Consider the following 22709-nt stretch of genomic DNA (forward strand, 5'->3'; position numbering starts at 1 on the left):
TGCGGCGGCACGCTGCGAAGGGACATCGATGACGGCGAACGCACCTGACGATTGGCTCGCCCGTTTCAGGGGTGCGCTCCGCCGTACCCCGCAGACGCCGCAGCCCCAACCCGAGCCGCTTCAGCCGGCCGGCGGTGAACTGGCCGCCGACCCCGGGTTCCGGGACGGCCCGGAGAACGTCGACATGCCCGCGACCGTCACGGCCGAGCGGGTCGAGGTGCCGGGCCGAGCCGGGGTGTACGGCCTCGGCGTGACCGTCTCCGGCGGTGACACCGGGATCGCTCCGCCCATTCAGCCGCTGGCGCCCGGTGTCACCTACCGTGCGGACGTCTCGATCTTCCTGGCCGAGCCGCTGAGCGTGCCGACCCTGCGGATCGTCCCGGAGTGGGTCGCCGACGAGCCCGCCGACCGCCCGTCGGTCCGGTCGATGCCGGCCCGCAACGAATACGGCCACCACCGGATCAGCCTGACCTTCACGGTCCCGGCGGGCGCCCGCGACGCCCTGGTCCGGCTTCATTCGGGCGAGGGCACCACCATCTGGTACGACTACTCGCTCACCGCCGTCGTCGCGCCCGATGTGACCGTCATTCCCGACGGCGACGACCCTCTGGCGGCCGCGCGGGCCGCTCTCGCCGCGGGTGACCTCCCGGTGGCCGTAACCGCGCTGCGGCAGGTGGTCAAGGCCGGCGACCCCGACGGCGACGCCGCCTGGGAACTGGGCCGGATCGCGCTCACCGAACAGCGCTGGTCCGCCGCCGAGCAGCTGCTGCGCGGCGCCGCGGCGAAACGGCCGGAGGCGTTCGAGCGTGGGTACGCCCTGGCACTGGCCTACGACCGGCTCAAGCGCCGCGACGACAGTCGCAGGGCCTCGGCCGCGGCCCTGGTGTACGACACCAAACTGCCGTTCGACGGGCCGGCCCTGCTCGACTCCGACGTGACGTCCTTCGGCGCCCGCCGCGAGGTGGGAATCTTCCTCGCCGAACACCTGACACAGATCCGCACCCAGGCAGAACAGCGCCTTGCCCGGCCCGTGGACAGCACCTTCGACCAGCCGATCTTCGTCTACTGGGCGCAGGGCTTCGACTCCGCGCCGCCGGTCGTACGGGCCTGCCTGGCCGCGCTCAAGGCGAACAACCCGGATTCCCGCGTGCACGAGTTGTCGCTGGACGGCATCGGCGACTACGTCGACGTTCCGGAGGATCTGGTGGCCTCCCTGGCGGGCGACCACTACCACTTCTCGGATCTGCTGCGGATGCTGCTGCTGGAGAAGTTCGGCGGTGTCTGGCTGGACGCCACCTGCCTGGTCACCGAGCCGCTGCGCCCACACGTCGACCGGGCGCTGGCCAAGGGCAGCGTGTTCGCCTTCAACTACACCGGCCCGTACCTGGTCAACTGGTTCCTGGCGAGCCGCCCCGACAGCTACGTCATGCACCTGTGGCGGGCCGCGTCGTTCCTGTGGTGGGAGAAGCGCGGCGAGATCGTCGACCTCCTCCTGCACCACCACATCTTCGAGATGCTGCACCGGCTCGACGACCGTTTCCGCGCCGAGTGGGACGCCGGCCTGCGGCTCAACGCGACACCGCCGCACGCCCTGCAGTCGGTGCTGCTCAAGCCGTACGAGCCGGAGATGTTCCAGACGATCATGGAGAGCGCGTTCGTCCACAAACTCCGTCACCACGCCCTCAACGAAGCCCCGAACAGCGAGTCCTACCTGTCCCGCATCATTCGCCGCGACTACTGACGGCCGGCTCCGCGCCCACGCGGGCCTCACAGGGCAACTCCCAACCAGCCCACCACCGCCCGCCCCCGCCCCCGCCCCCGCACCTCGCGTGGCGAGTTGCGGTTCGCGGGTGGGTTATCGCGGGTGGGCGTAGGTCACCACGCTGTCAGGCGGCCGGCTGGCCGTGCGTGGTGAGTTGCGGTCCGTGGCTGGGCGTGGGTGGTCACGTTGGTGGGCGGGCTGGCTGGCCGTGCGTGGTGAGTTGCGGTCCGTGGCTGGGCGTGGGTGGTCACGTTGGTGGGCGGGCTGGCCGTGCGTGGTGAGTTGCGGTCCGCGGGTGGGCGTGGGTAGTCACGTTGGTGGGCGGGCTGGCCATGCGTGGTGAGTTGCGGTCCGCGGGTGGGCGTGGGTAGTCACGTTGGCGGGCGGGCTGGCCATGCGTGGTGAGTTGCGGTCCGCGGGTGGGCGTAGGTCACCACGCTGGCAGGCGGCCCTGGTGCGTGGTGAGTTGCGGTCCGCGGGTGGGCGCCGGGGGCGTGGGTCACCCCATCGCGGGGCGGCTGGCGTGTGCGTGGTGATCTGCGGTCTGTGGCTGGGCGTGGGTGGCCACGTTGGTGGGCGACTGGCCGTGCGTGGTGAGTTGCGGTCCGTGGGTGGGCGTAGGTCACCACGCTGCCAGGAGGTCGGCGTGTGCGTGGTGAGGTGTGGTCCGTGGGTGGGCGTGGGTCACCACGTTGGTGGGCGGCCGGCCGTGCGTGGTGAGGTGTGGCTCGGACCGGGCCACTGGTCTCCACGCAGCGGGTCTCTACGCAGCGGGTCTCTACGCAGCGGGTCTCCACGCAGCGGGTCTGCCGTGGACGCCACAATGGCGAAAAAGCGCACCTGAAAACGTACGAGCAAATGCAATTAAGCCGACGACCAACCGCAAGGAACCCGCAAACGCGGAGCCAGTAACGCGGGGTCTGGGGGCTCGGCCCCCAGGCAAGTAAAAAGAAAAGCGCCCAAGTCCGAGCATTCCGCGGACAGGGCGCTACCAAAGCTTGTGCCCCCGGCAGGATTCGAACCTGCGCTTTCGCCTCCGGAGGGCGACGCTCTATCCCCTGAGCTACGGGGGCTCAGTGGTTAGAAGCCTAGCAGGTGCCTCCACGGCGGGGCCAACGGGTATGACGGCGAGCCGCAGCCGCAGGTGAGGGCGAGATTCCAGTGACGAACGGGCCCGGCAACCATCGGTCGCCGGGCCCGCCGCTTCGGTCTGCGGCTCGCTCAGGAAGTCTGCATCCGGGCGAGCGGATCGGTCAGGCGGCCTGCACCTGGGCGAGCAGATCCGTCATCGCGGTGATCTCGTACTGCTGCGATTCCATGATGTTTTTCGCGATGCCGGTCACATTCTCGTTGTCCGACATCTCGAGAATCTCCTGCGCCATGTGGATGCCACCGAGGTGGTGCTGGCGCATCAGCGTCAGGTAGAGGATGTCCACCTGCTTGCCCTGGGCCTGACGCAATTCCTCCATCTGCTGCTGGGTGGCCATGCCCGGCATGAGGCCGTTCTGCATCGAGGCCTGACCGTCGGGCATCCAGGCCATGGGGGGCTGGGTGCCGTTCAGGTTGAGGCCCCACTCACCCAGCCAGGTCTGCATGATGTTGACCTGGCCGTGCTGGGTGAGTGCGGTGTCCAGGCCCATTGAGCGGACCTCGGCGTTCGTGGCCTTCGCGTACGCGATCGTGCCCATGTCGACGGCCTGGGCGTGGTGGGCCGCCATGTCGCGCAGGAAGCCCGCCTCCGGCGAGTCGTCGGCCGGGTGGTCGGGGGACGCTATGGCCAGTCCCGCCGCCAGTCCGGCCCCCGCGCCCACGAGGAGGATCAGTACCGCCAGCAGCACCCGCAGGGCCAGGCCGGCGCGCCGGTGGTCCGGCGCGTCGAGTTCTACGGCCTCATCGGTCGACATGGTCGATCGCACTCGTTCCCGCCTAGCCGTCGAGCGGCGTGGTGCCGGTCTGGGTCAGGCCACCGGAGCAGGGGATACCCGGCTCGATCGTCGCGTTCTGGCTCAGGGCCCGGATGAAGTCGTCGATGCGGGGGTCGTCGGCCGTGGCGACCTTGAGCTGGTAACCCCACGCCTGGAGCGAGATGTTCTCGGTCAGGCCCTCGACCGGGCTCATCATGGTGAACGGCTTGCCCTTCACCTTCGACTCGAGCGCGGTGATCTGGTCGGCGGCGAGGCCGGGCTTGTAGGCGACCCAGACGGCACCGTGCTCCAGGCTGTGCACGGCGTGCTCGTTGGCGACCGGGGCGTTGTAGACGTCACCCATGCAGTTCTGCCAGCGGGCGTTGTGCGCGCCACCGACCGGCGGGGTCAGCTTGTAGGTCAGCGGGCCGGTCTTGTGGTCCCGCGCGGTGAGCGTCTTGTCCGGGTCGTTCCGGTAGTTGACGATGCCGGAGATCGCGTTGGCGCGTTCCTCCCACGGCGTCGCTTTCTCCTTGTCGGACTGCATCGCGGCGACGACACCCCAGCCGATGATGCCGACCGCGATGAGCACGACGGCGCCGGCGACAAGGATCGGGCCCCAGGGGCGGCTCCCGGCTACCTTGACCGGGGTGACCGGTTTGCGACCCTTGCCGCCCTTTCCGCCCTTTCCGGCGGGCCGGGTGCCACCCGGACGGTTGGCGCCGGACTTGCCCGCGGGGGGCTTGCCCTGGCCGGTGGTCTTGTCGACCTTGACGGTGGACGGAACCCGGTCGGGACCCGGGGAACTGATACTCATCGTGCCTCGTCGATTCGTCAGCAGAGGGAAGGGGCGGGGCGCGGGTGGCCGCCGAACGCCGAAGTCTACCCCCGATAGCATGGCCGGGTGACTCCCGCCAACCTTGCTGACACCGTTCTCTCAGCCGCTCGTGCCGTATTCGAGACGCGCGGACTCGACGTCACGCTGCTGCCCGCCGCGACGACGGTGGAGCGGCCGCGCAACCCCGAGCACGGCGACTACGCCTCGAACCTCGCACTGCAACTGGGCAAGAAGGCCGGTGTCGCGCCGCGCGAGCTCGCCACGGCGCTCGCCGAGGAACTCGCCGGCCGGGACGGGATCAAGTCGGTGGAGATCGCCGGCCCGGGCTTCCTGAACATCCGGTTGGACGCGGCCGCGACCGGCGCGATCGCCAAACTGGTGGTCGAGGCAGGCCCAGCCTACGGCCGGAACACCGCCCTGGCCGGGCAGAAGGTGAACCTCGAGTTCGTCTCGGCGAACCCGACCGGCCCGATCCACCTGGGCCACACCCGCTGGGCCGCCGTCGGCGACTCGCTGCGCCGGGTGCTGTCGGCCGCCGGAGCCGAGGTGAGCAGTGAGTACTACATCAACGACGCGGGCGCCCAGGTGGACCGCTTCGCCCGCTCGCTGTTCGCGGCCGCCAACGGCGAGCCCACCCCGGAGGACGGCTACGTCGGCGACTACATCACCGAGATCGCCAAGGTGATCACCGACGCCGACCCCGGCCTGGTCGGACAGCCCGCCGAGACCGCCCTGCCGATCTTCCTGGCCCGCGGTTACGAGCTGATGCTGAAGGAGATCCGGGAGAGCCTGGAGCGCTTCGGCGTGCACTTCGACGTCTGGTTCTCCGAGCAGACGCTGCACAACGGCGGCGCGGTCGAGCACGCCATCGAGGAGCTGCGCAAGCAGGGGCACATCTTCGAGGACGGCGGCGCGATCTGGCTGCGGACCACCGACTTCACCGACGACAAGGACCGGGTGCTGATCCGGTCGAACGGTGAGAAGACCTACTTCGCGGCCGACGCGGCGTATTACATCAACAAGCGGGAGCGCGGTTTCGACCGCTGCATCTACCTGCTCGGCGCCGACCACCACGGCTACATCGGCCGGCTCAAGGCGATCGCGGCGTGCGCCGGCGACGACCCGGCGGAGAACATCGAGATCCTGATCGGACAGCTGGTCAACCTGGTCCGCGGCGGGCAGCCGGTGCGGCTGTCGAAGCGGGCCGGCAACATCATCACGCTGGACGAGCTGGTCGAGGCGGTCGGCTCGGACGCCGCCCGGTACTCGCTGGCCCGCTCCTCGACCGACTCCACGCTGACGCTGGACATCGAGGAGATCACCAAGAACTCGAGCGACAATCCGGTCTTCTACGTGCAGTACGCCCACGCGCGGATCTGCTCGCTGCTGCGCAACGCCGAGGACAAGAAGATCAGCCGCGGTGACGACTACGATCCCGCGCTGCTCTCCCACGAGCGTGAGAAGAACCTGCTCAAGACGCTGAACCAGTTCCCGGAGGTGGTCGCCACCGCCGCCGAGCTGCGCGAGCCGCACCGGATCGCGGTGTACCTCGAGGAGCGGGTGGCCACCGACTACCACCGCTTCTACGACGCGTGCCAGGTGCTGCCGAAGGGCGACGAACCGGTCTCCGAGTTCGCGCAGTCGCGGCTCTGGCTGGTCGAGGCCACCCGAACGGTGCTCGCGAACGGTTTGGACCTCCTCGGGGTCTCCGCTCCGGAGAGGATGTAAATCATGCGCGCACACGAGGCCGGGGCCCTGCACGGCGACCTCGGCAGCCGCGGGCCGGCCTGGCTCCGCAACCCCGAGGACGTCAACGCCCTGGTGCCGCAGCTGTGGCCGCGGACCGTGGTCCGTACCGAATCCGGAAGTCTCGAGATCGGTGGCGTGAGCGTCGCCGACCTGGCGGCCGACTACGGCACACCCGCCTACCTGCTCGACGAGGACGACCTGCGTGCCCGGTGCCGGGACTTCGCGGCCGCGTTCGGCGAGGCCGACGTCTACTACGCCGGCAAGTCGTTCATCTGCAAGGCCGTCGTCCGGGTGATCGACGAGGAGGGGCTCTTCCTCGACGTCTGCTCCGGCGGCGAGCTGGCGGTGGCACTCGCGGCCGGGTTCCCGCCCGAGCGGATCGGGTTCCACGGCAACAACAAATCCGAGAGCGAGCTGCGCCGGGCGCTGGAGGCCGGGGTCGGCCGGATCATCGTCGACTCGTTCCACGAGATCGCCCGGCTGACCGCGCTCGCCACCGAGCTGAACAAGCGGCCCGGTGTGCTGGTCCGTGTCACGGTGGGTGTCGAGGCTCACACCCACGAGTTCATCGCGACCGCGCACGAGGACCAGAAGTTCGGGTTCTCGCTGGCCGGCGGGGCGGCGTTCGCGGCCGCGGCGCAGATCATCGACGAGGGCGTGCTCGACCTGCGCGGCCTGCACTCGCACATCGGCTCGCAGATCTTCGACACGAGCGGGTTCGAGGTGGCCGCCCGGCGCATCCTGGAGCTGCAGGCGCAGATCCGTGACGCCCGCGGGGTGGAGCTGCCGGAGCTCGACCTCGGCGGTGGTTTCGGCATCGCGTACACCACCCAGGACGACCCGTCGACGCCCGGTGATCTGGCCAAGCGGATCAACAAGATCGTCGAGTCGGAGTGCGAGCTGGCCTCGCTGCGCAAGCCGCACCTCTCGATCGAGCCGGGCCGGGCCATCGTCGGCCCGTCGGTCTTCACGCTGTACGAGGTCGGGACCGTCAAGGACGTCGACGGCATCCGCACCTACGTGAGCGTCGACGGCGGGATGAGCGACAACATCCGCACCGCCCTTTACGACGCCTCCTACTCGGCGACCATGGCGAACCGGCGTAGCGACGCGGAGCCGATGCTCGCCCGAGTGGTGGGAAAACATTGTGAGTCCGGGGACATCGTCGTGAAGGATGAATTCCTGCCCAGCGACGTGCAGCCCGGAGATCTTATCGCCGTGCCCGGCACGGGGGCGTATTGCCGCAGCATGGCCAGCAACTACAACCACGTTCCTCGGCCACCGGTGGTGGCGGTCCGCGACGGCGCCGCCCGCGTGATCGTGCGCCGGGAGACCGAGGACGACCTGCTTGCATTGGATGTTGGATGAGCTCAGCGAAATCGGTCCGGCTGGCCCTGCTCGGCTGCGGCACCGTCGGTACTGAAGTGGTCCGTCTGCTGCACGAGCAGGCCGAGGACCTGACCGCCCGGATCGGCGCCCCCCTCGAGCTCGTCGGTATCGCTGTGCGGCGCATGGGCCGCGAGCGCGGCGACCTGCCGGTCGACCCGTCGCTGTTCACCACGGACGCGCTGGGTCTGGTCAAGCGGGACGACGTGGACGTGGTGATCGAGGTCGTCGGCGGGATCGAGCCCGCCAGGACCTGGCTGACCGAGGCGCTGCGGGCAGGCAAGAGCGTGGTCACCGCCAACAAGGCGCTGCTCGCCGAGGACGGCGGCACCCTGCACGACGCCGCGGCCGAGGGCGGTGCCGACCTCTACTACGAGGCCTCGGTCGCCGGCGCGATCCCGCTGCTGCGGCCGCTGCGCGAGTCGCTGCACGGCGACCGCGTCACGGCGGTCACCGGCATCGTGAACGGCACCACCAACTTCATCCTCTCCTCGATGGCGGCGACCGGCGCGGGCTTCAACGAGGCCTTGGAGGAGGCGACCGAGCTGGGGTACGCGGAAGCCGACCCCACGGCCGACGTGGAGGGCTTCGACGCCGCCGCGAAGGCCGCCATCCTCGCCTCGCTGGCGTTCCACACCCGGGTCACCGCCGCCGACGTGTTCCGTGAGGGCATGACCGGCGTGACCGCCGGCGACATGGCCAGCGCCAAGGAGATGGGCTGCACGATCAAGCTGCTCTGCATCGCGCAGCGCACGAGCGATCCCGCGGGGGGCAGCGCGGTCAGCGTCCGCGTGCACCCGGCGATGATCCCGCTGACCCACCCGCTGGCGAGCGTCGGCGACGCGTTCAACGCGGTGTTCGTCGAGGCCGAGGCGGCCGGTCCGCTGATGTTCTACGGCCGGGGCGCCGGTGGCCGCCCGACCGCCAGCGCGGTGCTCGGCGACATCGTCGCGGCGGCCCGCAACAAGCTCACCGGCACCCGGGCGCCGAGCGAGAGCAATTACGCCCAGCTGCCGGTCCGCCCGATCGGTGAGTCGCTGACGAGGTACCACATCAGTCTCGACGTGGCCGAGAAGCCGGGCGTGCTGGCCACCGTGGCCGGGGTGTTCGCCCACCACGAGGTGTCGATCGCGACGGTCCGTCAGTCGGGTCGCGCGGACGACGCGAAGCTGGTCATCGTCACCCACAGCGCGCCGGACTCGGCACTGGCCGCTACCGTCGAGGCGTTGTCGCGACTGGACATCGTCCGTTCCATCGCAAGTGTGCTGCGCGTCGAGGGCGGGGCCGGCTAGGCCCGCGTCCTAAATATTGGTCATCCGGTCCCAAAGATCGGGTGAGTCCGGCACCCTGGGCCGGAACTTCCCAGCATGAGTGAGGAGTACGGCCATGTGGCGGGGCTTGATCGAGGCGTACCGGGACCGGCTGCCGGTCACCGACGCCACTCCGGTGGTCTCGTTGCACGAGGGGAACACTCCGCTGGTGCCGGCGCCGGTCCTGTCGTCGCGGGTGAACGCCGACGTCTACCTGAAGGTGGAGGGCGCCAATCCCACCGGGTCCTTCAAGGACCGCGGTATGACGATGGCCGTCTCCAAGGCGGTCGAGGAGGGCGCGAAGGCGATCATCTGCGCGTCCACCGGCAACACCAGCGCGTCGGCCGCGGCGTACGCCGCCCGGGCCGGCATCACCTGTGCCGTCCTCGTGCCGCAGGGCAAGATCGCGCTCGGCAAGCTGGCCCAGGCCCTGGTGCACGGCGCCCGGCTGCTCCAGGTCGACGGCAACTTCGACGACTGCCTGGCACTCGCCTCCAAGCTGTCCCAGGACTACCCGGTCTCCCTGGTCAACTCGGTGAACATCTTCCGCCTGCACGGGCAGAAGACGGCGTCCTTCGAGATCGTCGAGGCGCTCGGCGACGCCCCGGACATCCACTGTCTCCCGGTCGGCAACGCGGGCAACATCTCCGCGTACTGGATGGGCTACCAGGAGGACCGCGAGGCCGGGAATTCGACGAGGCTCCCGAAGATGTACGGCTTCCAGGCCTCCGGCGCCGCGCCGATCGTGAACGGCCAGGTCGTCGAGCACCCGTCGACGATCGCCACCGCGATCCGCATCGGCAACCCGGCCAGCTGGACCAAGGCGCTGGACGCGCGGGACTCCTCGAGCGGCCTGATCTCGGCCGTCACCGACCGGGACATCCTCAACGCGTACCGGCTGCTCGCCCGCGAGGTCGGCGTCTTCGTCGAGCTGGGCAGCGCGGCGAGCGTGGCGGGTCTGCTCCAGCAGGCGGCCGCCGGCAAGATTCCGGCCGGTTCCCGGGTGGTCTGCACGGTGACCGGGCACGGCCTGAAGGATCCGGAGTGGGCGATCTCGACTGCCCCGTCCCCGACCGTCATCGCGAACGACGCGCTGCTTGCGGCGAAGGCCCTCGACCTGGCCTAGGTTTCCGAAGTTGTGGTATCGGCCGCGGCGTGGTCTGCAAGACTGGCTGCGGCCTCTTCGGCCGCCTGGCACCCCGCCTCGCGGACCAGCAACTCCATGGCCTGGGCCACGATCGTCAGTTCCTCCGCTGAGAGTCGGCTGAGGAGTTGGCGTTGCTTCGCCACCCCTGCCGTGATGATGCCCTCGATGACTTCGGTGCCCGCCTTCGTGAGTCCGATCCGGCGAACGCGCCGGTCGTTGACGTCCTCCGTGCGTGTCACCAGGTCCTGCACGACCAGACGGTCGATCATCCCGCTGAGAGCGGCGGCGCCCACCCCGAGCATCCGGGCCAGTTCCCCGCCGGCGAGTGTGCCGTGCCGGGACAGCAACAGCATGATCTTCAGCTGCGACATCGTCAGGTGTGACGAGAAGAGCGGGTCGGACCGGTCATCGGCGAACAGGTGCTCGAGCTGGATCGACGCGCCCATGATGTCCGCGATGAGCTTTTCTTCCTGGCTCAGCGCCTGCTCCTTTTGTGGCGTTCGTGTGCACGGGACGTTACCAGTGGGGTTCGTTCGCGACCCACCTTCAGTTCTGCCTCGTGAAGGAAGGCTGCGACATCTCCATCGTCGCGAACGAGTCCCACAGGACCCGGTGGAAAACCATTTGTTCGCGTCATGCAAACTATCAATATCGACCGAACCAATCTCGGGGGAGTGCCAATGTCAGCTCTGACACGGCTCAGCCTTGCCAACCGAGGTCTCGTCGCCCTGATCGCTCTCGTGATCAGCGGCTTCGGGCTCTATGCGATTCCGTCCCTCAAGCAGCAGCTCTTCCCCTCGATCGAGCTGCCCGCCGCGTTCGTGAGCGCGGTGCTGCCCGGAGCCTCGCCCGAAGCGGTCGAGGAACAGGTGACCAAGCCGATCGAGGACGCGGTCAAGGGCATCGACGGCATCGACACGGTGACCTCGACCTCCCGCGAGAACGTGTCCAGCGTCGTGGTGATGTTCGAGTTCGGCACGGACATCGAGTCCGCGGTGAACCAGGTGACCACCTCGCTCAACCGGATCCAGGCCCAGCTGCCGGAGAACGTCGACCCGGCCGTCTTCGCGGGCGGCACCGACGACATCCCGGCGATCGTGCTCGCCGCCTCCGGCGGTTCCGACGAGTCCGACCTGCTCAACCGGCTGAACGAGACCGTCGTACCGGAGCTCAACGCCATCGAGGGCGTCCGTGACGTCCAGGTCACCGGGGCCCGTTCCAAGCAGGTCGTGATCACCCCCGACCTGGCCAAGATGGGCGCGGCCGGGGTCAGCCCCGCCTCGCTCACCACGGTGCTCCAGGCCAACGGCGTCTCCATCCCGGCCGGTGCGGTCGTCGAGGGCGACAAGTCGCTGACCGTCCAGGTCGGCACTCCGATCACCGCGGTCGACCAGCTCAAGGACGTCTACCTCACCGGCTCCCGCGGACCGGTCCGGCTCGGTGACGTGGCCGCGGTGGAGAGCAAGCTGCCGGCCGCCGAGTCGTACACGCGGACCGACGGGGTGGACAGTCTCGGCATCGCGGTGACTGCCCGGCCCGACGGCAACCCGGTCTCCATCTCGCACGAGGTCCGGGACATCCTGGCCGACCTGCAGAACGACTCCGGCGCCACGCTGACCGTGATCACCGACCAGGCGCCCTACGTCGAGAAGTCCATCGAGAGCCTGACCACCGAGGGCCTGCTCGGCCTGCTGATGGCGGTCGTGGTCATCCTGGTCTTCCTGCTCAGCGTCCGCTCGACCCTGGTCACCGCGGTCTCCATCCCGCTCTCGGTGCTGGTCGCCCTGATCGCGCTGTGGATCGGCGACTACACGCTCAACCTGCTCACCCTCGGCGCGCTGACGATCGCGGTCGGCCGGGTGGTGGACGACTCGATCGTGGTGCTGGAGAACATCAAACGCCATCTCGAGTACGGCGAGGAGAAGGTCCAGGCCATCCTCGGCGCCGTTCGTGAGGTGGCCGGCGCGGTCGTCGCGTCGACGCTCACCACGGTCGCCGTGTTCGCTCCGATCGCGCTGGTCGGCGGCCTGGTCGGACAGATCTTCTCGTCCTTCGCGATCACCGTGACGGTGGCCCTGCTGGCCTCGCTCTTCGTGTCGCTGACCATCGTGCCGGTGCTGGCCTACTGGTTCCTCAAGCCGCCGCCCGTGGGCGCCGACAACGAGGCCGTCCGCCGGGCCGCCGAGGAGAAGGAGCTGCGCAGCCCGCTGCAGCGCGGTTACCTGCCGGTCATCCGATTCGCCACCACCAAGCGCTGGACCACGGTGCTGATCGGCATCGTGGTGCTCGTCGGCACGTTCGTCCTCTCCACCCGGCTGGAGACCAACTTCCTCGACGAGTCGGGGCAGGACAGCCTGACCATCAGCCAGGAGCTGCCGGCCGGTACCAGCCTGGCGGCCACCGACGCGGCGGCCAAGAAGGTCGAGGGCGTGCTCGAGGCCCGCGCCGAGATCAAGACCTACCAGGTCACCGTGGGCGGCAACTCCGCCAACCCGTTCGCCGGGGGCGGCGGATCCGGTACTGCCAACTACAACGTGGCCCTCAACGAGGACGCCGACGCCGAGCAGCTCTCCGACGACCTGCGCGACCAGTTCGCCCAGCTGGTCGGGGTCGGCGAGATCAAGATCGGTCAGGAGAGCTCGGGTCTGGGCGGTAGCCAGCTCGCCGTGCAGGTCTCCGCGTCCGACAATGCCGTGCTCGCGAGCACCACCGAGCAGGTCCGGAAAGCGATGGCCGGCATCGAGGGCGTGACCGACGTCGACACCACCCTGGTGGCCAGCGTCCCGCGACTCGACGTGGTGGTGGACCGCAAGGCCGCCGCGGCCGCCGGGCTCACCGAGGCGCAGATCGCCCAGACCGTGGCGGGCATGTTCCGCAGCGCCCCGGCCGGTCAGATCAGCGTCGACGGCAACACCCAGGACGTGGTCGTCTCGTTCGGCAAGGCGCCGGCCGACCCGGCCGCGCTCCGTGCCCTGCCGCTGACCACCCCGCGTGGGTTCGTCCCGCTGGACCAGGTCGCCGACGTCAAGGAGGTCGGCGGTCCGGCCGCGGTCACCCGGGTCGACGGCAACCGCACCGCCACCGTCAGCGGCGTGGTGGTCGGCTCCGACCTCCGCGTGGTCAACGCCGACCTGACGAAGGCGCTGGACGCACTGGAGGAGGCGCCCGGAGCGGAGATCACCGTCGCCGGTGTCGGCGCCGACCAGGCGGAGGCGTTCGAGCAGCTCGGCCTGGCCGTGCTGGCCGCCATCGCGATCGTCTTCATCATCATGGTCGCCACCTTCCGCAGCCTGCTGCAGCCGGTGATCCTGCTGGTGTCGATCCCGTTCGCGGCGACCGGTGCGATCGGTCTGCTGCTGATCACCGGCACCCCGCTCGGCGTTCCGGCGCTGATCGGTGTGCTGATGCTTGTCGGCATCGTGGTCACGAACGCGATCGTGCTGATGGACCTGATCAACCATTACCGGGCCGAGGGGTACGGCGTACGCGAGGCCGTGATCGAGGGCGGCCGGCACCGGCTGCGCCCGATCCTGATGACCGCCATCGCGACGATCTTCGCACTCATCCCGATGGCCCTGGGTCTCACCGGCGAGGGCGGCTTCATCTCCCAGCCGCTGGCCATCGTGGTGATCGGTGGTCTGGTCAGCTCGACGCTGCTGACCCTGGTGCTGGTGCCGACGCTCTACACCATGGTGGAGAACCGCAGGGAGAAGAGCCGGACCAAGCGTCAGGCGAAGCGCCTGCGGAAGGGCCAGGCGGCCGGGCAGCCGAAGCACGCCGCCGACGAGCCCGCCGACGACCTGGTGCCGGCCGGTGTGGCTCCGGACTCCAGCGGCGGGGCGCACGAGGCGCCGGCCGAGACCGGTGGGAAGTCCGCCCTGCGCGGGTTCACCGACCAGTTCGAGGTGCTGAAGATGCCGCGTAAGCCGGTCAATCCGGCTGAATAGCCTCAGATAGACGCTGATGCCCGGCCCAAGTGGCCGGGCATCGGTGTTTACAAGACCGTGACAACGTTAAAGTCGGTACGTGCCAGCGTCGTTTTCGGTCCTTACCCGCAACCGTGACTTCCGCCGCCTCTTCGCGGCCGAGCTGGTGGTCTTCGGCGCCGACTGGTTCGTGATGATTCCGCTGCTCGTGCTGCTTCCCGAGCTCACCGGCAGCGGCACGCTGGGCGCGATGGTGCTGGCCGTGGACACCGGAATCCTGGCCCTGCTGCTCCCGTGGACCGGCACGGTCGCCGACCGGGTGGACCGCCGCAAGATCCTGATCGTCTCGAACGCCGCGGCGTTCCTGTCGGTGCTGCTGCTGTTCGCGGTCCGGTCCGAGGCGACCGCCCCGCTCGCACTCGTCGCGGTCGGCGCCATCGCGGTGTCGAAGGCTTTCTATTCACCGGCCGCGTCGGCCGCGCTGCCGAACCTGGTGGACCCGGCCGACCTGGCCGCGGCCAACACGATCGCCGGCTCTGCGTGGGGCACCATGACGGTGGTGGGCGCCTCGCTCGGTGGCGTGGTGAGCAGCGTCTTCAACCCGTACGTCTGCTTCGCCGTGACCGCCGTGTGCCTGCTGACCGGGAGCCTGATCACCGCCCTGATCCAGCGCCCGATGCAGGCGCCGCGCAGCGGGGGAGCCCCGTCGGTCCGGGCCCTGGCCGCCCTGCTGGAGTCGCTGCGCTGGATCGCCGGCCACCCGCGGGTCCGGGCCCTGGTCACGGTGAAGTCGGCGGTCGGTCTTGGTAACGGCGTGCTGACCGTGTTCCCGTTGATCGCCGCGTCGCACGGCGTCGGCGCGGTGGGCACCGGCCTGCTGTTCGCGCTGCGCGGCGCGGGCGCGCTGATCGGCCCGCTGGTGATGCGCCCGGTGCTGAACCGGCCGGCCTGGCTGCTGCCCGGGCTGGCTCTCTCCATGGGCCTGTACGGTCTCGGCTACCTGGGTGTCGCCGCGGCGCCGTGGTTCCCGCTGGTCCTGGCGCTGGTCTTCGTCGCGCACTTCGCCGGCGGCAGCAACTGGGTGCTGTCGAACTACGCCCTGCAGGGCGAGGTTCCGGACGAACTGCGCGGCCGTGTCTTCGCCACCGACATGATGCTCGCGACGCTCGCGATCGCGGTGAGCCAGCTGGTGGCGGGCGCGGCCATCGACCGCATCGACCAGGAGTGGATCATCGCGGGCTGCGGTTTGATCACCCTCACCTACGCGATCGGATGGCGGCTGGCCACCCGTCGGCTCAAGCCCTCGGCCGAGCCGACATTCGGGATTACCGGGACCGGGGAGCTTCCGTCGAAATGATCACGCCCTAGCATGTGGCGATGGGCTTGACCTTCGTCACCGAACCGGTCTCCGTCAGCACGCCGGCGACCAGCGCCAATCTGGGCCCCGGCTTCGACGCCCTGGGTCTGGCGCTGACGATGTACGACGACCTGACGGCGCGGGTGACCGGCGACGGCTTCGTCGTCACGGTCCGCGGTGAGGGGGCGGGCGACCTGCCGACCGGTGCCGACCATCTGGTGGTGCGGGCGATGCTGGCCACCTTCGACGAGGCCGGTGAGCGTCCGCCGGGTCTGGCCGTGGAGTGCGTCAACCGGATCCCGCAGGCGCGCGGCATGGGCAGTTCGTCGGCTGCGATCGTGGGCGGCGTACAACTGGCCCGTGGTCTGATCAAAGACGGACTCGAGCTGATCGACGACGCCGCCGCCCTGCGCATCGCGGCGCGGCTCGAGGGACATCCGGACAACGTCGCCCCGTGTCTGCTCGGCGGGTTCACCATCGCGTGGACCGGGCCGGACGGAGCACGGGCGGTCAGACTGGCGCCGGCCGACGGCGTACGTCCGACTGTTTTCATCCCCGCCGAACTGGGGTACACCGCCTCCGCGCGGGCGGCGTTGCCGTCCGAGGTGCCGCACCGCGACGCGGCCTTCAACGCCGGACGGGCGGCTCTGTTCACGCACGCACTCACGAGTGACCCGTCCCTGTTGTTCCCGGCCACCGAGGACCGGCTTCACCAGGACTACCGCGCTCCGGGGATGCCGGGTACGGCCTCTCTGGTGGCGGCGCTCCGATCGGTCGGAGTGGCCGCCGTGGTCAGCGGAGCCGGTCCGACCGTGCTGGCGTTGACCGAGGTCCCGGCCGATTTCACGCCGGGCGCGCACTGGCACAGCGAAGTGCTGGGCGTGGATGACGCCGGTGCTCTTGTGAAAGGGGGTATGGTGGAACACGCCGAGCGGGGTCCTGTTGCCGCAGGTCGCACGAGTTGACTACGCTCAAGACCTAGCACAGCCGCGAAGCAAGCGATCTCTGCGGTTCGGCGCACCCCCGAGATTCTGGGCCTTCTGGTCTTTCTCAACTCTCACCAAGGCAAACGCCGGGCAGCAGTCGATAGATTGCTGCACTCGCCGAGACCTACCCGTCGAGCCTCGCCGGGCAGGGATACCGTCGAGCTGCCGTGCTGCAAACTCCCGCGCCGCTGTTGCGAAGCGGGTTCCGAGGGCACCCGGCCCAAAGCTGCAGTTCCGGGTGAACTCGGGCTTTTTCCGACGGAAGGAATCCATTGAGCGACACCACCGACGTGACGTCGGGTGTTTCTGACGTCGCTGACGGCGCAGGCACCACCGCGACCGCTACTAAGCGTCGCCGGGGCGGCACCGGGCTGTCCGCGATGCTGCTGCCCGAGTTGCAGAGCCTCGCCGCCTCCCTCGGCATCTCCGGCACCGCCCGGATGCGCAAGGGCGAGCTGATCGCCGCGATCACCGAGCGTCAGAGCGGAGGCGCCCCCGCCGCCGCGGCCGAGACCGCCCCGCGTCCGCGCACCAACGGCTCCGAGACCGTCGCCCCGGCTCCCGCCCAGGCCGCTACGGTCGAGGCTCCCCAGACCGCATCCGTTCCGGCTGAGACCGCTGCTCCGGCCGAGCGACCGTCCCGTAGCCGCCGTGAGCGCGGTTCCCGGGAGTCGGCGCCGCGTGAGTCGGCGCCGCGTGAGACCGCCGAGGTCGCTCCCGCTGCTGCTCCCGTTGTGGCTCCGGCCGAGGCTCCCGCGCCCGCCGCCGAGACGACCGAGCGCCCGGAGCGGGGTGACCGTCCCGAGCGGGGCGAGCGCAACCGCGACCGGCAGCGCAACCAGCGTGACGGTCAGTCGCGTGACGGTCAGTCGCGTGACGGCCAGTCGCGTGACGGCCAGCGTGACAACCAGCAGCGCGACGACCGCGGCGGCAACGACCGCGGCCAGCGTGCCGACCAGGGTCACGACGACGACGACAACGACGGCGAGGGTGGCCGCCGGAGCCGGCGCAGCCGCTTCCGGGACCGTCGTCGCGGCCGCGACCGTGACGACAACCCGCGCGAGGACCGCGGGGGCCAGCGCGAGGGCCGGGAGCCGCACGTGACCGAGGACGAGGTCCTCGTCCCGGTCGCCGGCATCCTCGATGTGCTGGACAACTACGCGTTCGTCCGGACCACCGGGTACCTCTCCGGCCCGAACGACGTCTACGTGTCGATGTCGCAGGTCAAGAAGTACGGCCTGCGCCGCGGCGACGCGGTCACCGGTGCGGTGCGTTCCGCCCCGCGTGAGGGCGGCAACGACGGGCAGCGGCGGGACAAGTACAACCCGCTGGTCCGCCTCGACACCATCAACGGGATGGAGCCGGACGAGGCCCGTCGCCGTCCCGAGTTCTACAAGCTCACGCCGCTCTACCCGCAGGAGCGCCTGCGGCTGGAGACCGAGCCGCACATCCTCACCACCCGCATCATCGACCTGGTGATGCCGATCGGTAAGGGCCAGCGCGCGCTCATCGTCTCCCCGCCGAAGGCCGGTAAGACGATGGTCCTGCAGGCGCTGGCCAACGCGATCACCCGCAACAACCCCGAGTGCCACCTGATGGTCGTGCTCGTGGACGAGCGGCCCGAAGAGGTCACCGACATGCAGCGCACGGTCAAGGGCGAGGTCATCGCGGCCACGTTCGACCGTCCGCCGCAGGACCACACCACGGTCGCCGAGCTCGCCATCGAGCGGGCCAAGCGGCTGGTCGAGCTGGGCCACGACGTGGTCGTGCTGCTCGACTCGGTCACCCGGCTCGGCCGGTCGTACAACCTGGCCGCTCCGGCTTCCGGCCGGATCATGTCGGGTGGTATCGATTCGACGGCGCTCTACCCGCCGAAGCGCTTCCTCGGCGCCGCGCGCAACATCGAGAACGGTGGCTCGCTCACCATCCTCGCGACCGCGCTGGTCGAGACCGGCTCGATGATGGACACGGTCATCTTCGAGGAGTTCAAGGGCACGGGTAACGCCGAGCTCAAGCTCGACCGGAAGATCGCCGACAAGCGTGTCTTCCCGGCCGTGGACGTCTCCGCCTCCAGCACCCGTAAGGAAGAGATCCTTCTGGGCAAGGAGGAGCTGGCGATCATCCACAAGCTCCGCAAGGTGCTCAGCTCGCTGGAGTCCGGCGCGGCTCTGGACCTCCTGATGGACCGGCTCAAGCAGACCCGGACCAACATCGAGTTCCTGATGCAGATCGCCAAGTCGACGCCAGGCGAATAGATGAGAATTGTTCGCGACTTACCTTGAGATGCAAAACGCGTAATCAGCGCAGGACGCCTCAACCGTCGCGAACAAGTCTCGCAGGACAAAAATGACGCGACCCACCCAATCGGGTGGGTCGCGTCATTTTTGTCGCACAACCTGTCTGATTCCGCCCATCCCGGGTCATGCGAACCTCCGGTATCCCCATCCCACTCATCCGGAGGCGCCCGATGATCGTGCCCGGCTACCGGGACAATCCGGTCGAGCCCTGGGATCCGAGCTCGCCCGTGGATCCCGGCGAGGCCGAGGACTTCCTGCGTGCCTGCTACACCGAGAATCCCCGTCTCGGGCCGGTCGAGCCCCGCCTGGCCATAGTCCGGGCGCAGATCGCGGCGACCGGCACCTACGTGCACACCACCGACGAACTGACCCACGGCGCCCGGATGGCCTGGCGCAACGCGAGCCGCTGCATCGGGCGGCTCTACTGGCGCAGCCTCATGGTGCTGGACCGGCGGCGTGCCCGTACCGCCGACGAGATCTACTCGCTGCTCGTGCAGCACCTGCAGACCGCCGGGAGCGGCCAGATCCGGCCGGTGATCAGCGTCTTCGCTCCCGCGCAGCCCGGTCAGCCGTACGCCCGGGTGTGGAACGAGCAGCTGATCCGGTACGCCGGCTACCGCATCGGGGACGGCGGTACGGTCGGCGACCCGCGCCAGATCGGGCTCACCGAGGCGATCCGCGGCTTCGGCTGGCGGGGCAAGGGTGAGGCGTTCGACGTGCTGCCGCTGGTGATCGAGACACCCACCGAGGGAGTACGCGTCTACGAGCTGCCGGAACGGGCGATCCGCGAGGTGCCGCTCAGCCACCCCGAGTTCGGCTGGTTCGCCGAGCTAGGACTGCGGTGGCACGCCGTGCCCGCGATCTCCGGCATGCGCCTCACCGTCGGTGGCGTGCACTACCCGCTCGCGCCCTTCAACGGCTGGTACCTGGGCTCCGAGATCGGCGCCCGCAACCTCGCCGACGCCGACCGCTACGACCTGCTGCCATTGGTCGCCGAGCGGATGGGCCTGGACACGAGCCGCGAGTCCACGCTCTGGCGCGACCGTGCGCTGGTCGAGCTGAACCGGGCGGTCCTGCACAGTTTCGAGGTGGCCGGCGTCAAGATGAGCGACCACCACACCGAGTCGCAGCGGTTCCTCACCCACCTGCGCAACGAGGAGAAGGCCGGGCGGCGGGTACCCGCGGACTGGAGTTGGATCGTCCCGCCCATCTCCGGCGGCATCACCCCGGTCTTCCACCGGTACTACGAGGAGTTCGACCAGCGGCCCGCCTTCTATCTCGACGACGAGGCCGCGGAGCTGGCCCGGGGCTGCCCTAGGCGAACTCGTTGAGCGCGAAGTCGTCGCGGTGACGCCAGGACGCCTCGGTACGGACGTGGTCGGAGCGCACCCACTTGAGCAGCTTGCGGTCGAACTCGGACGCCGGGATGCGCCCGGCCGCGCGTACCACGTACCCCTCGGATGTCTCGGTGTTTCTTTGAAGTGCCCAGGCGGCCCGCGCCTCCGAGAGGCTCCCGCCGCGGTAGAGGACCGGCACCATCGGAAGCTCCAGGCGGCGGGACCAGTCCACGGTGTCGTCCCACCCGAGCAGCGTGTTCGTCTCGTCCCAGATGCCGAACACCAGGAAGACGCCGGGCAGGTCGGTGTAGGCGACGCTGCGGCGAGCCCACATGGACTCGCCGCAGACGCGCCATCCGTCGGGGATGCGGTACGCCGTCATGGCCCACAACGCCTTCGCCGGCCGGTCCCACGGCTGGGTGCCGGAGTCGAGCGAGCGGGCGTACATGGTGTCGCGGGTGAAGGTGAGGTTCCCGCCGTCCATCTTCTCGGTCACCACGAGCTCGCCGTCCAGCCACGACAGATCCTGCTGGATCCGATCGTCGTCGGTCGCCCCCGGTGAGTCGGGGAGGTGGAACGTCCGCGGGTACTTCACCCTAGAAATCCCCCTCCGCTACCTGGAAGACGGTCAGGCCGAGCTGCCGCCACATACGTACCACCTGCTGACGGTCGTCGAACACCCCGACGATCCGCCAGCGGTCCCGGATCTCCTGGTCGAAGATCTCGCGCTTGACGATCGAGTCCTTGCGGCTGTCGCCCTCCGGCCGCATGAACAACGCCTCGTACGGCACCCCGACGAACAGCTCCAGCCAGGCCTCCGTCTCCGGGCGGCACACGGCGTCGCGGCCGGAGCAGAAGACGATCGCGTGGCCGGCCGCGTGCATCGCCCGGACCGCGGCGATGACCGACGGGTTCGGTTCGTCCTCACCGACCCGGCCCCAGTCGTACGGACTACGCCCGCGCATCAGCGCGACGGTCCCGTCGATGTCCACCAGGACGGCCTCCGGCAGCTCCGGATCCGGCCGGTAGACCACGCCGGGTCCACCCGGGTCGACGAACGGCACCGGCAGCGGCAGGTTCTTGCCGGCCAGGTAGCGCTCGTGCATGCGGCGGATGCCCTCCTCGCCGACCCGCTCGCCCTCGGGCCGGTCGGCGTCGCGCCGGACGCACTCGTCGACCGGCACGTCGGTGAAGTCGTGCACCTCGAACGACGCGTTGAACCGCGCGGCCATCTCGGCCCACTCGCGGACCGTCTTGGCGCGCAGGTTCGTGTCGTCGACGATCACGTTGCCGCGGGCGCGCAGCAGCGCCTCCACGGCGACCCGCTGAGCCTGGGTGACCTGAGCCTCGGCGTGCTGCGTGAACAGTCGCCGGCCGTGCAGCATGAGCCGCAGGTCGTCGCGGTTGACCCGGACGACCTCCGGCTGCAGCTTGCGCGCGAACGTGGTCTTGCCGGAGGCCGGCAGGCCCCGGGTGATGAGAAGTCGTGTCATTTCCTGTCGCTTCCTAACCGGCCGGTCGCACGCGCTGCCACAGGCCGGGACGGTAATCCTTGCCGTCCAGCCGGAGGAAGAGCTCCCCCCGGTAATCGCTGCGCACCGCGCTCGCCGCGAACTCCTTGCGGCCCCAGCCCTCGGGCAGCGCGGCGACGATGCCCGCGTAGGCGTCCTCGACCGCGGCGGCCCGCCCGTCGACCTCGGCCACGAGTCCCTCGGCGATCCCGCGGACCCACACGTGGAACTCGTCGGGCAGCGGCTCGGTGAGCGCGTCCAGGTCGCCGCCGGTGGCGAGGATCTCCCACACGCTTCGCGGTGTGAGACCCGTCACGAGCCGGTGCAGCCGGACGTACTCGGCGTACTTGATCTTGACGAGCTCGCCGGTCTCGTCGACCCGCACGACCATGCCCTCGCGGCCGTCACGCGGCGGAGCCGCCAGAGCCTCGGCGAACGTCGCGTAGGTGAGCGACTCGACGACCGGGCCCGGCCACTCCGGCACCGCGTCGGGACCGAGGACCCGGCCCGTCGCGATCTCGACCGCCCCGAGCAGCACGAGATCGTCGAGGCCCTGGTAGTCCACGACGATCCGGTTGCCCGGGTAGATGATCTCCACGAGTACGGTCAGTCCCGCGGGGGCGGCGAAGGTCCCGTACCGGGTGCGGAGCACCTCGGTGGCGTGCAGGGCCTGGTCGGAGGCGAACGATCCACGGGTGGCGACGGCCCAGTCCGAGCCGTCGTGGTAGATCACACCGAGGCTGCCGTCCAGCTTGTCGGTCACCGTGACCTTCGCGCCCGGATCGAGGACCGGAGCGTGGCTCTCCGAGTGGTTGAAGAACTTGTTCATCGGCCGGGCGGCGATCCGTCCGTCCGCGTCCACGATCAGGCCACGGCAGGCGAGCGTCACCGGCGACCAGGCGCCGCCGTACTGGCAGGCCTCGGTGTAGTTGTAGATGACGAACGGCAGGCTGGGGTGACGCTGTGTCCGGATCAACCCGTTGTCGACCGCGGAGGCCAGTTCGACCGGATCGAGGACGTCGTTCAGGAGCGTCACTTTCGGTGCCTTTCATCGACGGGAATGCCGGCGGGGACGCTCACGTTATCCAGCGTGAAACCAGTTGCACCTCCTGATTTCAGGCCTGTACGGGAGGCATGGCAGACTGGTACATCGGCCAGTAGGGGTTCCGGTTCACGTCATTCCGTCACAGGTTGGCGAC

At 69.6% G+C, this 22709-nt stretch carries 16 protein-coding genes and 1 tRNA gene; 10 read left to right on the forward strand and 7 right to left on the reverse strand.

What is annotated here, in order from left to right:
- Nucleotides 1–28 precede the first annotated feature (28 nt).
- The gene (locus CLV67_RS06425) at nucleotides 29–1741 is read left to right on the forward strand and encodes a capsular polysaccharide synthesis protein (RefSeq protein WP_106316199.1); all 1713 of its coding nucleotides are present in this window, start codon (nucleotides 29–31) and stop codon (nucleotides 1739–1741) included.
- Nucleotides 1742–2763: 1022 nt separating this feature from the next.
- Here CLV67_RS06425 and CLV67_RS06430 read toward each other — a convergent pair.
- The 3 genes from CLV67_RS06430 to CLV67_RS06440 form a co-directional block, all read right to left on the reverse strand.
- Nucleotides 2764–2835: transfer RNA gene (locus CLV67_RS06430), tRNA-Arg, on the reverse strand.
- A 180-nt stretch (nucleotides 2836–3015) separates the two neighbouring features.
- Nucleotides 3016–3666: a DUF305 domain-containing protein gene (locus tag CLV67_RS06435; protein WP_106316200.1), complete on the reverse strand. Its 651-nt coding sequence runs from the start codon at nucleotides 3664–3666 to the stop codon at nucleotides 3016–3018.
- Between the two features lie 22 nt (nucleotides 3667–3688).
- Nucleotides 3689–4483, reverse strand: coding sequence for a thioredoxin-like domain-containing protein (locus tag CLV67_RS06440; RefSeq protein WP_106316201.1), 795 nt, complete (start codon nucleotides 4481–4483; stop codon nucleotides 3689–3691).
- An 87-nt stretch (nucleotides 4484–4570) separates the two neighbouring features.
- Between CLV67_RS06440 and argS the strand changes: the two genes are divergently transcribed.
- The 4 genes from argS (at nucleotide 4571) to thrC (ending at nucleotide 10075) form a co-directional block, all read left to right on the forward strand.
- Entirely contained in the window at nucleotides 4571–6232 is a 1662-nt protein-coding gene (gene argS, locus CLV67_RS06445) for an arginine--tRNA ligase (RefSeq protein WP_106316202.1), read from the forward strand.
- Nucleotides 6233–6235: 3 nt separating this feature from the next.
- Complete coding sequence (gene lysA, locus CLV67_RS06450; protein WP_106316203.1) at nucleotides 6236–7621, forward strand: diaminopimelate decarboxylase; 1386 nt, start codon at nucleotides 6236–6238, stop codon at nucleotides 7619–7621.
- Entirely contained in the window at nucleotides 7618–8931 is a 1314-nt protein-coding gene (locus tag CLV67_RS06455) for a homoserine dehydrogenase (protein WP_106316204.1), read from the forward strand. The genes lysA and CLV67_RS06455 overlap by 4 nt, the downstream gene beginning before the upstream one ends.
- A 94-nt stretch (nucleotides 8932–9025) precedes the next feature.
- A complete protein-coding gene (thrC, locus tag CLV67_RS06460; protein ID WP_106316205.1) occupies nucleotides 9026–10075 on the forward strand; it encodes a threonine synthase in 1050 nt (349 codons plus the stop codon).
- Here thrC and CLV67_RS06465 read toward each other — a convergent pair.
- The gene (locus CLV67_RS06465) at nucleotides 10072–10542 is read right to left on the reverse strand and encodes a MarR family transcriptional regulator (protein WP_106316206.1); all 471 of its coding nucleotides are present in this window, start codon (nucleotides 10540–10542) and stop codon (nucleotides 10072–10074) included. The two genes, thrC and CLV67_RS06465, sit on opposite strands and share 4 nt — an antisense overlap.
- A gap of 234 nt (nucleotides 10543–10776) precedes the next feature.
- Between CLV67_RS06465 and CLV67_RS06470 the strand changes: the two genes are divergently transcribed.
- From CLV67_RS06470 to CLV67_RS06490, 5 genes are all read left to right on the forward strand, one after another.
- Entirely contained in the window at nucleotides 10777–14043 is a 3267-nt protein-coding gene (locus CLV67_RS06470; protein ID WP_106316207.1) for an efflux RND transporter permease subunit, read from the forward strand.
- Between the two features lie 79 nt (nucleotides 14044–14122).
- A complete protein-coding gene (locus tag CLV67_RS06475) occupies nucleotides 14123–15379 on the forward strand; it encodes an MFS transporter (RefSeq protein ID WP_106316208.1) in 1257 nt (418 codons plus the stop codon).
- A gap of 20 nt (nucleotides 15380–15399) precedes the next feature.
- On the forward strand, nucleotides 15400–16344 hold the full coding sequence (thrB, locus tag CLV67_RS06480; protein WP_106316209.1) for a homoserine kinase: 945 nt from the start codon (nucleotides 15400–15402) through the stop codon (nucleotides 16342–16344).
- A 293-nt stretch (nucleotides 16345–16637) separates the two neighbouring features.
- Nucleotides 16638–18620 carry a transcription termination factor Rho gene (gene rho, locus CLV67_RS06485; RefSeq protein ID WP_106316210.1) on the forward strand — a complete coding sequence of 661 codons (1983 nt, stop codon included), beginning with the start codon at nucleotides 16638–16640 and terminating at the stop codon, nucleotides 18618–18620.
- Between the two features lie 212 nt (nucleotides 18621–18832).
- Nucleotides 18833–19993: a nitric oxide synthase oxygenase gene (locus CLV67_RS06490; protein WP_106316211.1), complete on the forward strand. Its 1161-nt coding sequence runs from the start codon at nucleotides 18833–18835 to the stop codon at nucleotides 19991–19993.
- Here the strand turns inward: CLV67_RS06490 and CLV67_RS06495 are convergent.
- Genes CLV67_RS06495 through CLV67_RS06505 form a run of 3 tightly spaced genes read right to left on the reverse strand, consistent with a single transcriptional unit; the run spans nucleotide 19977 to nucleotide 22546 of the window.
- Nucleotides 19977–20594 carry an RNA ligase family protein gene (locus CLV67_RS06495; protein ID WP_106316212.1) on the reverse strand — a complete coding sequence of 206 codons (618 nt, stop codon included), beginning with the start codon at nucleotides 20592–20594 and terminating at the stop codon, nucleotides 19977–19979. The genes CLV67_RS06490 and CLV67_RS06495 overlap by 17 nt on opposite strands.
- A gap of 1 nt (nucleotide 20595) precedes the next feature.
- Nucleotides 20596–21492, reverse strand: a complete 897-nt coding sequence (locus CLV67_RS06500; RefSeq protein ID WP_106316213.1) for a phosphatase domain-containing protein — start codon at nucleotides 21490–21492, stop codon at nucleotides 20596–20598.
- Nucleotides 21493–21505: 13 nt separating this feature from the next.
- Nucleotides 21506–22546: an RNA ligase gene (locus tag CLV67_RS06505; protein WP_106316214.1), complete on the reverse strand. Its 1041-nt coding sequence runs from the start codon at nucleotides 22544–22546 to the stop codon at nucleotides 21506–21508.
- Nucleotides 22547–22709: the final 163 nt, after the last annotated feature.

The organism is Actinoplanes italicus, from assembly GCF_003001815.1.
Taxonomy (GTDB): domain Bacteria; phylum Actinomycetota; class Actinomycetes; order Mycobacteriales; family Micromonosporaceae; genus Actinoplanes; species Actinoplanes italicus.

Excerpts from the sequence above, each read along its gene's own strand:
- CLV67_RS06435 (WP_106316200.1), bottom strand. The coding sequence starts at position 3,666 with ATGTCGACCGATGAGGCCGTAGAACTCGACGCGCCGGACCACCGGCGC.
- CLV67_RS06500 (WP_106316213.1), bottom strand. The coding sequence starts at position 21,492 with ATGACACGACTTCTCATCACCCGGGGCCTGCCGGCCTCCGGCAAGACC.
- lysA (WP_106316203.1), top strand. The coding sequence starts at position 6,236 with ATGCGCGCACACGAGGCCGGGGCCCTGCACGGCGACCTCGGCAGCCGC.
- CLV67_RS06425 (WP_106316199.1), top strand. The coding sequence starts at position 29 with ATGACGGCGAACGCACCTGACGATTGGCTCGCCCGTTTCAGGGGTGCG.
- CLV67_RS06440 (WP_106316201.1), bottom strand. The coding sequence starts at position 4,483 with ATGAGTATCAGTTCCCCGGGTCCCGACCGGGTTCCGTCCACCGTCAAG.
- CLV67_RS06465 (WP_106316206.1), bottom strand. The coding sequence starts at position 10,542 with ATGGGCGCGTCGATCCAGCTCGAGCACCTGTTCGCCGATGACCGGTCC.
- thrB (WP_106316209.1), top strand. The coding sequence starts at position 15,400 with ATGGGCTTGACCTTCGTCACCGAACCGGTCTCCGTCAGCACGCCGGCG.
- CLV67_RS06455 (WP_106316204.1), top strand. The coding sequence starts at position 7,618 with ATGAGCTCAGCGAAATCGGTCCGGCTGGCCCTGCTCGGCTGCGGCACC.
- CLV67_RS06490 (WP_106316211.1), top strand. The coding sequence starts at position 18,833 with ATGATCGTGCCCGGCTACCGGGACAATCCGGTCGAGCCCTGGGATCCG.
- CLV67_RS06470 (WP_106316207.1), top strand. The coding sequence starts at position 10,777 with ATGTCAGCTCTGACACGGCTCAGCCTTGCCAACCGAGGTCTCGTCGCC.
- thrC (WP_106316205.1), top strand. The coding sequence starts at position 9,026 with ATGTGGCGGGGCTTGATCGAGGCGTACCGGGACCGGCTGCCGGTCACC.